This is a genomic window from Methylobacterium sp. EM32 (assembly GCF_040593685.1).
In the GTDB taxonomy this organism is placed as follows: Bacteria; Pseudomonadota; Alphaproteobacteria; order Rhizobiales; family Beijerinckiaceae; genus Methylobacterium.
The window spans coordinates 18,036-33,035 of sequence record NZ_JBEXZS010000023.1; the positions used below are offsets into that span (position 1 = coordinate 18,036).

At 58.8% G+C, this 15,000-nt stretch carries 13 protein-coding genes; 4 read left to right on the top strand and 9 right to left on the bottom strand.

Features of this window, described 5'->3' with window-relative positions:
* Window positions 1-9 precede the first annotated feature (9 nt).
* Window positions 10-2,385: a DUF3987 domain-containing protein gene (locus ABZT49_RS03825; RefSeq protein ID WP_355283251.1), complete on the top strand. Its 2,376-nt coding sequence runs from the start codon at window positions 10-12 to the stop codon at window positions 2,383-2,385.
* 159 nt (window positions 2,386-2,544) lie between these two features.
* On the opposite strand, the gene ABZT49_RS03830 is transcribed toward ABZT49_RS03825, so the two are convergent.
* From ABZT49_RS03830 to ABZT49_RS03865, 8 genes are all read right to left on the bottom strand, one after another.
* A complete protein-coding gene (locus ABZT49_RS03830; RefSeq protein WP_355283253.1) occupies window positions 2,545-4,002 on the bottom strand; it encodes a hypothetical protein in 1,458 nt (485 codons plus the stop codon).
* Window positions 4,003-4,011: 9 nt separating this feature from the next.
* A complete protein-coding gene (locus ABZT49_RS03835) occupies window positions 4,012-6,144 on the bottom strand; it encodes a helicase HerA domain-containing protein (RefSeq protein ID WP_355283256.1) in 2,133 nt (710 codons plus the stop codon).
* Complete coding sequence (locus ABZT49_RS03840; protein WP_355283258.1) at window positions 6,141-7,157, bottom strand: DNA adenine methylase; 1,017 nt, start codon at window positions 7,155-7,157, stop codon at window positions 6,141-6,143. The genes ABZT49_RS03835 and ABZT49_RS03840 overlap by 4 nt, the downstream gene beginning before the upstream one ends.
* 458 nt (window positions 7,158-7,615) lie before the next feature.
* Entirely contained in the window at window positions 7,616-8,092 is a 477-nt protein-coding gene (locus tag ABZT49_RS03845) for a hypothetical protein (protein WP_355283261.1), read from the bottom strand.
* 145 nt (window positions 8,093-8,237) lie between these two features.
* Window positions 8,238-8,714 carry a hypothetical protein gene (locus ABZT49_RS03850; protein WP_355283263.1) on the bottom strand — a complete coding sequence of 159 codons (477 nt, stop codon included), beginning with the start codon at window positions 8,712-8,714 and terminating at the stop codon, window positions 8,238-8,240.
* Between the two features lie 247 nt (window positions 8,715-8,961).
* Window positions 8,962-10,074: a DUF262 domain-containing protein gene (locus ABZT49_RS03855; RefSeq protein WP_355283266.1), complete on the bottom strand. Its 1,113-nt coding sequence runs from the start codon at window positions 10,072-10,074 to the stop codon at window positions 8,962-8,964.
* Window positions 10,055-10,657, bottom strand: coding sequence for a hypothetical protein (locus ABZT49_RS03860; protein ID WP_355283268.1), 603 nt, complete (start codon window positions 10,655-10,657; stop codon window positions 10,055-10,057). Before ABZT49_RS03860 ends, ABZT49_RS03855 begins: the two co-directional genes overlap by 20 nt.
* 281 nt (window positions 10,658-10,938) lie before the next feature.
* Window positions 10,939-11,082, bottom strand: a complete 144-nt coding sequence (locus tag ABZT49_RS03865; RefSeq protein WP_355283271.1) for a ribbon-helix-helix protein, CopG family — start codon at window positions 11,080-11,082, stop codon at window positions 10,939-10,941.
* Window positions 11,083-11,317: 235 nt separating this feature from the next.
* Here ABZT49_RS03865 and ABZT49_RS03870 point away from each other — a divergent pair, with 235 nt between their 5' ends.
* Together ABZT49_RS03870 and ABZT49_RS03875 are read left to right on the top strand one after the other, a co-directional pair.
* Window positions 11,318-11,698: a hypothetical protein gene (locus ABZT49_RS03870; RefSeq protein ID WP_355283274.1), complete on the top strand. Its 381-nt coding sequence runs from the start codon at window positions 11,318-11,320 to the stop codon at window positions 11,696-11,698.
* Complete coding sequence (locus ABZT49_RS03875) at window positions 11,695-12,381, top strand: BRO family protein (RefSeq protein WP_355283277.1); 687 nt, start codon at window positions 11,695-11,697, stop codon at window positions 12,379-12,381. Before ABZT49_RS03870 ends, ABZT49_RS03875 begins: the two co-directional genes overlap by 4 nt.
* A 697-nt stretch (window positions 12,382-13,078) precedes the next feature.
* On the opposite strand, the gene ABZT49_RS03880 is transcribed toward ABZT49_RS03875, so the two are convergent.
* The gene (locus ABZT49_RS03880; protein WP_355283279.1) at window positions 13,079-13,951 is read right to left on the bottom strand and encodes a hypothetical protein; all 873 of its coding nucleotides are present in this window, start codon (window positions 13,949-13,951) and stop codon (window positions 13,079-13,081) included.
* 454 nt (window positions 13,952-14,405) lie between these two features.
* On the opposite strand from ABZT49_RS03880, the gene ABZT49_RS03885 reads away from it, so the two are divergent.
* A complete protein-coding gene (locus ABZT49_RS03885) occupies window positions 14,406-14,936 on the top strand; it encodes a transcription termination/antitermination NusG family protein (protein WP_355283282.1) in 531 nt (176 codons plus the stop codon).
* Window positions 14,937-15,000 lie beyond the last annotated feature (64 nt).

Sequence of the window (15,000 nt, forward strand, 5' to 3'; positions counted from 1 at the left end):
TAAGTCGCAATGCCTGCAGTGCCGGGTGCGTATGGGCAGGTCGGGGCCCGCCTCGTCGAGCGGGGCTACGCGGCGATTCCGATCATCCCCGGCACCAAGCGTCCGGGCGTGCCACGGCCCGACGGCGCCTGGATCGGCCTCGACGACTGGCAGGCCCGTTTCCGCCACCGCCTGCCTATCGAGGTCGAGGTGGAGCGCTGGTCGGAGAGCGGGGCCGGCGTCGGGATCGCGCTCGGTCCGCCCTCGGGCGGCACGGTGAGCGCCGACATCGACACCGACGACGCGGCGATCCGCGCCGTCCTGCTGACGATCCTGCCGGACACCACGGTCGGCAAGGCGGGCCGGAAGGGTGAGACGCTGTTCTACCGCGCAAGCCCGACCTTCCCGTCCCGGGCCTTCGACCTGCCCGGCCTGGACGGCAGGCCGGTGCGAGTACTCGACCTGCTCGGCCCGGGCAAGCAGACCGTGCTGCCGCCGACGCTCCACCCCGAGACCGGTGAGCCCTACCGTTGGACGCGCCTCGAGGCGCTCGACGGCGTGGCGCCCGGGGACCTGCCGTGGATCGCGGACGACGTCGGCGAGCGCATCGCCGCGGCCCTGGCGCCGTTCGGCTACAGGCCCGAGCCGCCGCGGCCGCCGCGCCGTGAGGCGCCGGCCGGGGAGGAGACGCCGCACCGCCGGGTCAACGACCTCGCCATGGCGAATCTCGGCGCCTGGGTGCCGGAGCTCGGCCTGCCGAAGCTGCGCCGGCGGGGCGGCGGCTACGTGGCGGTGCCGGTCTGGCGGCCGTCCCATACCGGCCGGCCGCTGGAGAAGCGCAGCCCCAACCTCAAGATCCACCCCGACGGCATCCGCGACTTCCACGACGGCGACCGGGCCTACACGCCCCTCGACCTCGTGATGGCGGCGCAAGGGAGCGCCCTGGACGAGGCCTTCGACTGGCTGGCGGGGCGGGTCGGCTACGGCGAGGGCCTGACCATCGACCTGCGGCCGCGGCGGGTGGAGATGCATGCGGGCGTGACGGTCGACGCCGAGACCGGCGAGGTGCTGGAGACGCCGCCGGCTCCGTCCGATTCCCGCGACTTCCCGGACGCGGACCTGCGCGTGCCCGGGCTGGTGGGCGAGATCGCGGACTGGATCATGGCCTCGAGCCCCAAGCCGATCCGGCTGTTCGCCACCGCGGCGGCCCTGGTGACGGTCGGCACGCTGATCGGCCGGCGGGTCTATTGCGGCACGCCGCGCTCGGGCGCCCACCTCTACGTGATGACGATCGCCGGCACCGGCGCCGGCAAGGAGCGGCCGCAGGAGGCGGTGCGCCAGATCCTCGACGCCGCGACTGGCGGGCAGCGGCTGCACACCGCGGCGGCCTCCTCGGCGGCGTCGCTGGCTTTGCGCCTCGCCGAGCGGCCGGTGCAGGTGCAGGTGGTGGACGAGGTCGACAAGATCCTGCGCCGGGTCGGTCACCGCAACGCCAACGCCCAGGAAGCCGAGATGCTGCAGGATTACTGCACCCTCTGGGGCCGCGGCATGGGCACGTTCATCCCCAACAGCACCACAACCCGCGGCGACATCCTGATCCAGCGGCCCTGCCTCTCGCTCTACGGCGCCACCACCTTCACGTCGTTCTACGAGCAGATGCGCTCGAAGATGGTCTCGAACGGGTTCCTCAACCGCTTCCTGGTGCTGCCGCGGTTCGAGCGGGTGAAGGTGCAGGCCCGGGTGGCGCCGGAGGAGGAGGTGCCCGACGCAATCGTGACGGCCGCCCGGCGCCTGTTCGAGTTCCAGGACGCTCCGCCGCCGGGCGCCGATCCCCGCCGACACCTCGGCGCGACCGCGACGCTGCTGGACCCGGCCCGCCCGCCGCCGCTGGTGGTGGTCGAGATGACAGCCGGCGCGCAGGCGATCTACGCTGCGTGCCGTGAGCGCGACGAGACGATGCTGGCCCGCGCCGACCACGACCCGCTCTACGAAGCCTGGAGCCGGGCGGCGGAGCTGACGAAGCGCGTGGCGCTGATCGTCGCCTGCGGGCGCTATGCGGAGGACGGGCTCGCGGGCGTCCAGGTGGAGGAGGGGGACATGGCCTGGGCGCAGCGGCTGGTGGACTGGTCGTTCAGCCTGTTCGTCACCGGGCTGCGGGAGAACATGGCCGAGAACGAGCACCAGGCGGGGCTGAAGGCGGTGCTCGGGTTCATCCGGCAGGCCGGGCGGCCGGTGAACCGGTCGGAGGTTTACCGGCGCGTGGATGGGCGGATGGATGCGCGGCAGCTGGACAATGTGATGAAATACCTCGTCACGAGCGGGCAGGTGGAGGAGATGGTGGAGCGGACGAAGGGGCGTCCTAAAACGCTATATATTTATATTTCTTCACATTTATCGCGTAGTTAAAAATCCTAAAATGAAAATTTTTATTCGAAAAAACTTTGTCTCATACCGCCGCGCCGTCTAACAGATCTGTTCGACGGCGCAAGGCAAGCCCAATCGGGCGTCGGCGCTGATGCGCCGGACGCCTTGGCATCGACACGTCGATGCCAAGGCGCGAGGGTATCACCGCTCTCGGGTAAGCTTTAATGCCTCTCGGACGAAACTGTCGAGCGAGCGTCCACCTGGCGAATGAGCGATGGATGCATATCGGTGCGCGAGGTGGACTGGGATCAGAGCATTAGAAAAGAGGTCTGTCTGCATCATTTCTATCAGCGACACCATTCGGCCAAGATCTGCACCGTAATGATTCAAATCTACCTTCGCATACTTAAATGGAACGCCATCTATCTCAGCCTTTTGCTTGAAAGGATAGGCCAAAGTTACATCGAAAATCTTGCCGTGTGAACTTCTCACGATGAAGGATTGGCCATAATAGGTGTCACCGCCAAAATTATCCGGCTGAGATGAATGAGATGGCTCAATCATGGAGTAGCGATAATCATCATCAATCGGGATAACGAACGTCCCTCTGCGCCTTTCATTGGCATCGTCGAACTGCAAAACAAACGAGATTAGCGAGGCGTGCTCAACAATCTTACCGCTCTTGGAAACGCCTATGACAAGAGGGCCAGGCAAGCCACTCTCGCGGCACTCCATACGAATATCGTGCAGCAGCGACATAATGCTTCGATGAAATCGAGCCGCTTCTCCGAAAATCGCCAATGGCCCGTCGACAATAACGTGCATTTGCCCCGTGATTGATCGGTCCGTCATGTGCGAGCACCGGATCACATGGGCGACTAAGATATGCTCCATCGCCGACATGAGGCGATTGAAACACTCGGTATTTGAGCCTTCCTCAGCAAATACGTCCTGCACTCGCAGCGCGTCTGTGACGTAAACGCGCTCAGTCGACTTGTCCAGCGTGGCAATATCGACATAGCCAGGAGACAGTGGAATAAATAAACGATCGACAAGAGCGCTGCCGTCAATCGGCGATTTTTTGCCTTTCTGCAGTACGATTCCGTCTCTGCCTCCCTCAGCTACAACCGAGCCGCTCCTTTTCAAAAGATCAATAAAAGTGTTGAAAAGCGTTTGAGAACCACATTTAAACGAGTCGTTGTGAAAAATCTCAAAAACCTTCGCGCGGAATAGCGCTTTCGTTTTTGGGATTGCCTTGGAGGAAATTCCTGCACCAGGCAGCGCGACGCTCAAGGCATTGGAGGCCTTCTTCAAATTTGCGATGTCAACGGGGTCAACAAAAATGTCGTTCCTGTCCCTGATACGCTTGTATTCGGGAATCGAGATTAGGACGTTCGCGAATTTGATGAGTCCTACCCGGACCGAGGGAAGATCCTTCTTAGCGACTGCTTCGTACGGCGAGGCGTCGGACGCGTAGATTGTGCCCTCCGGCAGGTCGGTGACTAAGTTGGTCACATCAACGACCTTCGCCCGGACCTTGTCCTCCACGCCCGAGAGGTTCGGTGAGACCTCGACACCTCTCATGAAGGCGATGACAGTCGGATCCTTGAGAACATCGAAGGCGCCTGTTGCTGAGGACGGCTCGCTACCGTAGGGCATGTCGGGACCTTAGGGGATCGGCTTGAACCAAGAGGGTGCCTTTGCCTTCGCAGCCGTGTATGCCACCAGCACTTTCGCTGGTTCAAACAAAGTGATCTGCGTGGGGGTCGTGAAGTTCGCGCTCAGCGTTTTGATGCGAGCGAAGCCGACATCTTGGCATCGTTTAAGACTTTCGGAGAAGTCATCGAAGTCGTAGTAGCGCGCCAACGAACGAATCTCGTTATCGTTGTTAAGATGCGTGACGAAGAAATTTTCAGTGTTTGACAAGATGTTCGGATGAATTGAAGACGGCTCCTGCGTCGCATAGACGAGAGATACGCCATATTTGGCTCCCTCTTTGGCGACACGCGGCCAAGTCGTGTTGAGATCGGCGTTCTTGCCGATCAGATTATGGGCCTCTTCGACATAGACGACGATCATCGGCGTCGTCTTACTGGCTGTGAAAAGCGCGGCAGATCGTTCGAAAATGCGGCGCGCGATACGTTCGGCCATTATCTCGCGAACTTTCGGAGGGCCAACTGACAGGTCGACGATGACTATTCGGCCTTGGGTAAGGTACGTGTATATGTCATCAGCGACGTTCGCAGATCCAAATTTTGAGTGGAACTGTAGGGCCGCATTCTTAATGGCGTTAGCTGACCTGATCGGCGTGTCCGTCTTGCTGGACCGTCCGACGAGCACACACAGAAGACCAAAATCCTCGTTTGACAACCACCGTTTTTTATCGGCTTTGATGCCCGTAGGCAAAGACCTTTCTAAATTTCGGACGTCCGACCAGAATGTGACAGCATCATCAGGCGTTCCTAAATAATACCCTTGGCCGTCGCTCCGCAACGAGTAGTACTGGGCAACTGCTGCCGCTCTCGCATCTTTATTTGTTGCGTTCGGAATACTTGATTGAATATCTGAAATATTATTATAAATTTCAGATAGACTATCCTTATTGGCGGAGAAGCGTATCATCATTCCATTAGTGTGTGGATACCCTGCGGTATGCAGGATGCATTGATAAATCGCTCTTCGGCGATACCAAAGGGCCATAGCTTTGTGATCGCTTGGATCCTCTGGTGCCTCGAGATCAAGCGAAATGAATGTCTGGAGATCCTCACTCAGCGAGACGCTCTCATCTCGAATATTTGAGGCAATAAACTGAATACCCATATCGATGGAGTCGTAAAAATTGATGCGGACGTCTCTAAAACCTGGCGCCGCCGCAGCCCGATATCGAATAGTGTTGTCTCCGAAAACTTCGGAGATCGAGCTGCCTGCGTCCTGATTATTGGCGTTAGAGTATTCGCCGTTGATGTCGAGAATGATCTGACCAATCGGAAGGGCGGTCTCGAACGCAGAAAGGGCGACCGCCGAGACCATTGTTTTCGTGGTGTTAGACTTGCCCGTGCGGGTCATCCCGAACACAGCGGTGCGACGCGCGAGGAAGTCACCCGGGAATACCTTCACTGGCACTTCTGCCGTTCCCGAGGCCGCGTTCATGTGGTTCGCCGACGTGAAGCGGACGGTCCCAATCTTGAAGGACTCTGGCGCTTTACCCATCCCCATGTCCGCGGCGTCCTTCACAGCTTTCGCCCGGCGGATGGGATCGACGAAGTTGACAATCTCCTCCAGCGCCTCAGGGCCAGGCTTCAAGACTTTCATCTGACGAGCTGCAAAGAAGTCCTCAACGTCGGCTCCGAACCGCAGCCGTGTGCTGTCGTCCACATAGAACGTGCCGAGCACCTTACACTTGATGCCGCTCCACTGGAGCATCCCAAACGAGATGGGTTCCATGCTGCGGAAGGCTGGATCGACGGTCTGCGGGTCGTCCTGGAAGTGCTCCATGATCGCACGGAGGGAATCTCGATCGGTCGAGATTTCGGTACGCCCTACGATCCTTAAGAGCACAACGCGCTTGTCGATCACGTCGGCCGAGGCCAGCTCCGCGGTGTTGAGGCTCGTGGCCAGCAGGTAGCTGTTCATCGGGATACCACCCGCCTCCTGGCGCCAGCGGTCATTCGTCATTACCGTCATCTCAGAGTAGGACGAGTGGATCGTGAAGCCCACGTGCCGCCCGCCCGCCTTTTCATCCACCAACCGCGCAAGAGCGTTTGAGGAGGCGGCCATAAGGTTGATGGTCTTCTGGATCATGCCTGCTGCCTCATCTTGGGTTCGACCGCGATGTCTTGCAGCACGGTAATGGCCCCCGGTTTCCGGCGGCGGAAGAGTTGGATGACGATGCCAGCTTCCTGAATCTCGCCTGCGGCCCGCAAGCTTGCGATGAGATCGGAGACGACTACCTCGGACGCTACAAGACGCGAGGCGTCGTCGATCCGGGCGCTGTACTGTAGGTTGATCCGCGCAAAGCCAGGATGCCCGGCGTACATCCTGCGTGCGTCGGGATGGTCGTCGTAAGAGAGAATCCAGTTCCCTGGCATGGATTCCACGGCGGCGGCCAAAGCCTCATGGTCTGAATTCTTGAAGCTGTGTCGGTAAAGGCGGTCGGCCTTCGCGAAAAACGGCGGGTCAAGATACCAGAGCACGGAGGTATCCCCGTGATTGTCTCGGACGTGCTGGATTGTGTCCGAGTAAGACTCGCAGCGAACAAAGGCGATGCGATTCCTCAAATGGGAGAGCTCGAGAATCCGGGCGGCGAGCTGGGAGCGATTGAAGCGGCAATCGATCTTGTAGGCGCCCTGCTGGCTCATCCCACCGATCGGGCCTGTATGGGCCATGAGCGCGCCGGAGAAGCTCGTCCGGTTCAGGAAGAGGCACTTGTAGGCGGTCTCGAGGCCAAGTGCCGGCTCCGAGAGCTTGATGCGCTTCCACTCTTCCAGAGTGACCTCGGCCGAGCTGACCATGTCGGCGAACACTGTGGCTTGATCCGAGAATACGACTTGCCAAAATCCTGCCACCAGCGGGTCAGCGTCGGCTAGACCGATCGATCGGACACGGCCACACTCGAGAAGCGAGATCGCGACAGCAGCCCCCCCTGCAAACGGCTCGACGAATAGGTCTGGGGCGAGCCTCGACCGCTCCATCAGATCTGCGATGAATGGGGCCAGCTTCCGCTTACCGCCAGGGTATCGAAGCGGAGAGATGTCGCTTCTGGTGCTCCAGGACACAGTCCGCCCGTAGATCTCGTTTTTACGCGAACGCGACATGCAGTGCCTCAATGCGGCAAGCCGCGTGCGGAAGATCGGGCGCGACAGAGATCAACCTAAGAAGGGCTAGAGCCTGCGCTGGTCCTTTCCGTCCAAGGATAGCTGACAGCGATGCGATGTCAAACGCCACGCGGCGAGTGCCTACGTTTTTCGCTGGGGATTACCCTAACGCGGATGTTATGACTGGCTGGCAGCCTTTTCTCATAGTTGTCCGCCTGGCGCGCTGGCTCGTCTACGGCCTAATGATTCACGATGTTTTCTTGATAGCCGCCGGCGCGATCAGCTTGGCACCGGCAACGATGATTATCCCGATCAGTATAATATATAGATAGTCCAGCTTTCCGTCCCGATCTGGAATTTCCGGATAGCTAGAGCAAGTCCTCTGTTCGGAGAAGCCAATAGCTATACGCACGATTGACACGCTTTGGGAAACGATGCCCCATGCGAGGGGTCACGGGCTATTCAGCCTCCGGTGCCCGACTCGGGCAGAGCGCCTTGAAAATCTGGATATTGGTCGGGTAGCCGCTCGCGCTCGAGCCGTCCGCCACCTCGCCGGACGGCAGGCTCATGACCGCGTACTTGGCCATGCTGTCCTTGTTGCGGGAGCGACCGGCGAAGCGATAGCGGCTGCCCTGGAAGTCGGTAAACTCGCCGCGCGGGCAGTTGGCGGTGATCCGGTCGTTGAGCGGGACGGCCAGTTCCTCGCTGATGCAGGCGGGCGTCACCTTGCCGACGTAGTCCCGGCAGAAGCCGACCGCGTCCTCGCGCGTGTGCTTGGTGCGGATGACCGCCTGGGCCGTGTCCAGGCCGCTCATCGACACGACGGTGACGGTCATGCCGGCACGCGACCCGTAGTAGATCTTCCCCGAGGCCGCGGCCGGCGAGACCGCGAACAGGCCCAGCGTGCAGAGTGCGGCCGGCAGAACGTGCCTCATCGCGGGCAACTCCTCCGCATTCCGTCTCTCGATCAAGCGCCTCGCGAATCGTCCCTGATGCACGGAGGCCATGACGAAGGCATGCCGGGATATCGACTTGCGGCGCCCGAGCCAACCTCCTTCCATTCATGCGCCGTGGATGGGCTCACCTCCGCCATTCGCCGCGCACGGCGAAGCAGGCCGCCACGAAGGCGGTGGCCAGGGCCGCGGGGAGCTCCCGTCCGCCCGACAGGACGAGCGTCAGGGCGAGGCAGGTGAGGAACGAGGCCGTTCCCATCAGGACCGGGCGGCCGCGGCGGCGCGGGGGAGGGGCCGGGGCTGGCTCGGGAGGCGGCGGTGGTGTAGCCGGCTGCACCATGACCGGCGCGGGATGCACCCGGAGGCCGAAGCCCACCAGCGCGCTGAGACCGCCGAGGACGATCCAGGCGGGGATCAAGAACGACGCCATGCCGAGCACCATCGTCTGCTCGGACTTGTAGTGGAAGCCTGGCCGAGTCACGGCGACGATGCCGAGGAGGGGCAGGCCCAGGCAGATCAGCGTCGTGATCCAGAAGACCCGGCGCGCCGACAGTTGCCACTCCCGGGAGATCGCCAATCCGCCCGGCCGCTCCGCCCCCGACATCCGCTCTCCCCTTTGGTAAGATCACGCGCGGAACGATAACGACGGCAGATTCGGAGGCGACGCAAGGGGGTTCCAGTCGCTACCCGATGAGCTAGGGCAGCGACGGAGCAGCGGGCGCCATATGCCGATGCTGCCAGGTCAAAACCTTATCGACCTGGCTATCCGAGGGGCTGCTTTCATGTGCGCTCAGTCATAGTGATACAAACCTGAGAATAATTTCTCTTGGTTTAATTCCACCCCCTGCCGCTCAGGTTTGGTGATTGCTTACAGTTGGCTGCTGCATCTCGACTGGGGGCTCGGCAAGCATCTCATGCGCTGGAGCATGGAGTTCCGGAAGGACATTCTTTAGTACATCACCCAACGCGCGCGCGCGCGCCCTTCGAGAGCCTAAGTCCGAGGCTGCCCGTTCGACATATCGAGCATATTCAGCCACGTTGTCATCAGATATCGCTTCATTGTTATTTAAATACTTGTCGACATTATCTCCGAATTCTCGCAATGTATCTCCAAGCGATTTTCTACGCTCCTCCGTAAGTGGGAACAGTTTCTTAACCGCGGCCAATACTAGAAACAATGTGTAGAAATCTGATTTTTTTCTAAAGCGAGTTTTTCTGATTTCCGGCAATGCTCCTTCTATTTCCCCTAATACAGAAAAAAAACAAGACCTAACATTCTCTGTTTTATCGAAATCCACTTCATACATCTGATAAAAATCTTCTAGCTTGCCTTTTTTGTTCTGAAGTCCGTTGAGATAAGCAACGGTAAGCTCACTTACAAATTCTGTGTCAAGCATTCTCCTCCTATCATTTGCTGAAAATATATTAATATTTGACCAGAATTCAAGGTCTGATAGAGATTCCATCAATTTTATAAATTCACCCCAATAAGTAGCGTGCCTCAATTCTTGGGAATTCAAAGATACCGTATTGCGATTGATTCTCTGAAAGATCGCTCTAATTTGCTCTTCAGGTATTGTCGGCAAAAGTCGGGTCACGAAGCTATATTCGTAGATTTTTATCCGATCCTCTCCGCGCAATTCAGAAAATGATAACCCCTCCCACCGAGATCCTGTGTGGGAAATTGCAAATTCGTCTGAAATAAACTCCAAAACAGCGCGAATCCGTTGTTGACCATCGACAACTATGTGCCTTTCGCCGCCATCTTCCGTTACGACATCTTGCATATATATTTCAGGGATCGGATATTCGAGCAGCACAGTTTCGATGAGTGCGCTCTTTTGCTGCTCTGACCATACCGGACCCCGCTGATAAGGAGGAGTCATTTCGAGCCGACCATCTTCATTCGTGCGGCGCAACCAAGAAATCGAACGCCGGGTTGTTTCAGTATAACGTTGGGTCATTGCTAGCTTTCTCCAATTCCTTCTGCAGGAAGCGCACACCCTTCTCATGGTACATGCGCAACGCTTTCGCGTCCCGATAAATTCTGAATTTAACTTCTCGATTGCCGATTGCATCCGTCGATGCCGCTGTCGATGCAGGCACCCACATTCTCGCGAACGGCAGGAGAGGCAACAAGCGATCGGCTTCTATTGCCCCCCAGTAGATCATGCGCTTTTCGTGGCTCTCCCACGTCAGTCTTTGCCTATTATTTGTCAATCTATATCTGCGATGGTGATTATCGCGCAGGAACAACCACGCTTCGTCGAAGTGTTTTTGTGAAATAACCGCAACGTCCATATCTGATTGCGCATCAAACTCCTTATAATTTTTGTCGGGATTCAAACTGATGCCTACTGCGCCGCTGCCCACTAATGTGATGTCGTCAACGGAGACGCCGATGGCTTGATTAAAAATTGATATCCACTCTTTAAATAAATCGAGTGTATCGAACGCAAATGGCGTCCTATCGAGCACGCGCTTGCTCACAAATTCATTAGCTGGCAAAGAACGTAGGTCGAGAAGCACCTCATCTCGAAGAGGCATGTTTAAACCTTCCAATCAAAGCTGCGATTTATCGTTCGAAGTGTAAATTTATTTGATATAAGTCATTATTTTATCCATAATTCGCAGGCAACATCCTGACCGCAGTCATGAGGATATGATTAAGATGGATTGTCGCCAACGTCAAAATCAACATCCAGCAGCCTCCCTGCGAATAACTTAGTTCAATTTTTATACTACCGCAGTCCTAACACCAAAAAACGAGATCCACGTACAACCTGCTTCGCCCATGTCGTGCCTCGTCCATTCGTGGCCAATGAGGCTCACGAGAATCGGGTCTCGGACTTTAGACACAGTGCCTGCGCCAACACCTGCCTCACCGCCTCGGGGCGCGACGGCTTCGGGTCTGGTTGCTGCGCGATGAGCGCATCGAGGGCTGCAAGCATATCCGGATCGAGGCGCAACATGATGCCCTCCTTGCGCCCGCCTGAAGGCTTGCGACCTCTACGTTTCGGGATATCCGCAATTGACGCAGTCATGATTTCGGGATATCCGATAAAAGGTGGCCCGACAAGGTGCTTGCGACACCTGCCGGGCCTGACCCGAAGCACGGAGCATCCCATGCGACAGGCCGAGCATACCCCTAACACATCCCAATGCGGCCACGTCACCTCCGCTCTGGCAGCGACCCACGAGCCCCTGATGACGCGCCGATTCTTCGTGGCACGCGCTGCCGCTTCAGCGTCAATCGCAGCGCCAGCCGATGTCATGGCGCCGACCGATGCCATTCCCGACGCCGAGCTCATCAGCTTGGGCCATGACCTGAACGAGGCGTGGAAAGCGGAGCGCGTTGCAGTTGACGAGGCAGTGGAAGGGGCCGTTCTGCGATGCTGCGACATCGTGAAGAGGATTGAACGCCAGCCCGCTACGACGCTCGCGGGCCTCACGATCAAAGTCTTGGCGCTCTCCTGGTGCCACGACGGAGATCCCTTGGCCTGGGCGAGCCTCTGCGCCTCGACGACTGATCGTCGCCTCGTCGCATCGATCCTGACCGACATCATGGCCGCAGGGGGCACAGCGTGAGCGCCATCGTCCCCTTTCTGTTCGAGGCCCGTCCGGTGCGCGTCATCGACCGCGCCGGCGCACCATGGTTCGTCGCCGCCGACGTGTGCGGCGCTCTCGCGATTGCAAACTCGCGCGATGCCATCGCGCGCCTCGACGCAGACGAGAAGGGTGTCGGAACTTCCGACACCCCTGGCGGCAAGCAGGAAGTGACCCTCATCTCGGAGAGCGGCCTCTACACCCTCATCCTGCGGTGCCAGGGAGCAACCACGCCCGGCACTCTCCCGCACCGGTTCCGAAAATGGGTCACGGGCGAGGTGTTGCCGTCGATCCGCAGCAGGGGCGGCTACGCCCCGCAGGCCGATCAGCACAGGGAAGCCCTGCGGATGGTGGCCGAGTGTCGGCGGACCTTCGGAAAGGCGGCAGCGCAGCGATTGTGGGTGAAAGTCGGCCTTCCCGCGGTGAGCGGACCGTCGGCGCCCGTCCTCCCACTGCCCGCGGACGAGATCGAGACGTTCATTCGGCAGGCCAACCGGCCCGTCACCCGCTCCGAGCTGTACCGCAGGGTGGACGGACGCATGGACGCCCGGCAGCTCGACACCGTGATGCGCGACCTCGTCGATAGCGGCCGGGTCGAGATGGTCGTCGAGCGGACGCCGGGCCGGTCCAGGACCACCTACAGGACGTTGCCGGCTCCTGAGTGAGGCGCAGCTGCCGATCGTCGTCCGAAGGCCCGCCATCCGCGCGGGCCTTCTCATTTAACGCGCCGGTCTCGTGCCCCACGGCCTCGTCCATTTCGACCGCACATCTTGCCGCGTGCCGGTGAAGCCGTACTGACCATCGACCAAGTACGGCAGCCCGAAGTGACGATCTCGGTTGACAAGACGGCATTCCCATTCAGGCCGGGGGGCTTATGGGTGGACGTCTCGTCATACCAGCTAGTCTGGAGTCATGCTCCCCAACCGGGGTGGTAATGGGGATTCCTGCAGCCAGTTTGATCACTCGTAGGGCCGCGCGCCCGCCAGCACCCACGGTCGGCCGAACCGAATGGGCGACAACAAGCCTCGCACGTTTTCTAACTTAGGCCGCCTGTCCGGTCTCACGCACGAAAATCTACTGGCGCATGAACGGGTTGCTTGACGCCCGGCAGCTCGGCGTTGTCATGGGTGTGCTGGACGCGCGGCGCTGTGCAAGCGACGCAGAAGCAAACGGGGAGCGGCCCTTAGGCGACAGCATAACGTCTGACTGGCGACACAATGCTGAGTGTTTCCGCCATGACCGCCCTCTCAAGATCAAAAGTGGTCAGCTTGGTCATGCGGTCGAACCGTGTATGATAATGCTACACCTAACGCGCAACGTTTGCATGTCATGTATGATGCGCAACATCATTACGATTTAGTTTCATCCGAAAAATTTTGCAATGGCGCCAGCTGCACCTGCCATTTCTTTAACAGCAGGCAGCACAGAAACAAGACCTTCCCAGCTCCGGCGCACCAATGACTTGCGTGGCTCAGAACGTGAAAGCTCTTCGTTTAATTGATCTGTAAGCTCTACCGCTTCCTGAATTCCCGAATTGTTTACAAAATTCGAGAGTTCTTTTACAAATTCTGCGATATCGAATTCCGACCTTTCCTCGAGTGTATTTATAGTATTTCTCAAGACAGTTTTGTCGATTTTTGAGTCAACTATTATCTGACCGGAGTTTCCGTGTATCACATGACCCATGACAAACTCCCTTTTATTGTGAGGCGTCTTCGCCGCATACATATTTAGTTCGTACAGCTGCTCCGCAAGCAATTCTCGGACAAATGCTTTTGTTCTACGTAGTTGAAATTTTGTATTCGCCCATCCCTCCAAGCTTGTGCGAGGATAATATCCCTTACGCTTGAAATATTCTTCTAGTTGCTGATAATGGTCTGTCCATTCATTCGGTTGTGGCTCCCGTCCGCGTACCTTGTTGCAAAATCGAACCACAGAATCATCCAGTTGAAACATTTCTCTTTGATTTATTATATGCGCAGCTATGTACGGATGTTCGGTTTCGTCTGCATCTTTTAAGCCTTTCCCAGCAGTGTAATCTGCACATTTTTCAGTTCTCTGAATCAGATCATCGATAGAATCTATAATTGGATGATCTGACATATGCAAATTCCTATCATCATCCAGCAACGCGCCTTGAAATCCCGAAGCTATATTTTTGGCAATCTCAGAGCGTTCGGAAATTTCACCAAAATCGCAGAGCCAAACGATTATTCTGAAAACCGTTGATGTCAAGCATCTGCTTATAAGCTGGCCCCAATCGAGTCGGTGCTGAACGCCAGCTCCCCGCCGAAGGCATCCCATACCCTCTCGGCAGATTGAAGCGAGCATTGGGCCCGCCATCGCGCATGCCATGCCGTTTTTTACGCCCTTGCCGCCACGCAGAATCGTTTTTGCACCACGGGAGAAACCCGCCCGACGTCTTCCTGCACCGCCAGCAGAAAGTCCGCAGGTGCAAAAACTTCAAGCTCTAACTCTATAAATATAAAAGAAAAAATCTTTTTACCCTTCTTCCCTCCTATCCCTCTCCCTTCTATTGTTAGACCTGCTCTCTATACCCTCTCTCCAGCGAACGGCTTTTTACACCGTCAAGAACTCGGGGGAGGGGGTTGAGGGCGCTCCGATGGTATGATCCGCTCGCCACGCCCCCGCCCGGTCCGGGTCTCCCGCCACGGAGATCCGGCCGACCATGCCGACCACCGACACCCCGACCGCGATCCGCCTCTGGGTCGCCGCCTACGTGGCGGCGAACCGCGAGACCGCCGTGCGCGACGCCGCCGAGGCCCGCGCCTATCCCGCCCTCCTGCCCACCGGCCTCGTCGAGGTCAGCCATGCCCGCCGGCGCATGCTGGTCGAGCGGCCCGTCTTCCCCCGATACGTCTTCCTCGGCGTGCCCGAGGGCGCGTCCTGGTACCCGCTGCGGGCCGTCCCGGGCGTGCTCGGCATCCTGTCGAGCGGGCAGCAGCCGCGGGCGGTGCCGAAGCGCATCGTCGGCCTCCTGGAAGAGGCCATGGCCGCCAACGCCTTCACCCGGACCGCCGAGGCGGCCTTCGCGGCAGGGGAGGCGGTGAAGGTCCGGGTCGGCTCGGCCGAACTCGACGCCTTCGTGGAGCGCGTGCGCCACACCCTGCCGGGCCAGCGCATCGACGTGGTGTTCGAGGCCATGGGCAAGCGGCACCGGGCGACGGTCCCGCTTGATCTCGTCCGTGCCGCAGGGTAATTCTGAGGCATGCAGGGCCGCGGTGAGGTTTCACCCGCCCTGCGGATGCATTGGCGGAACGACC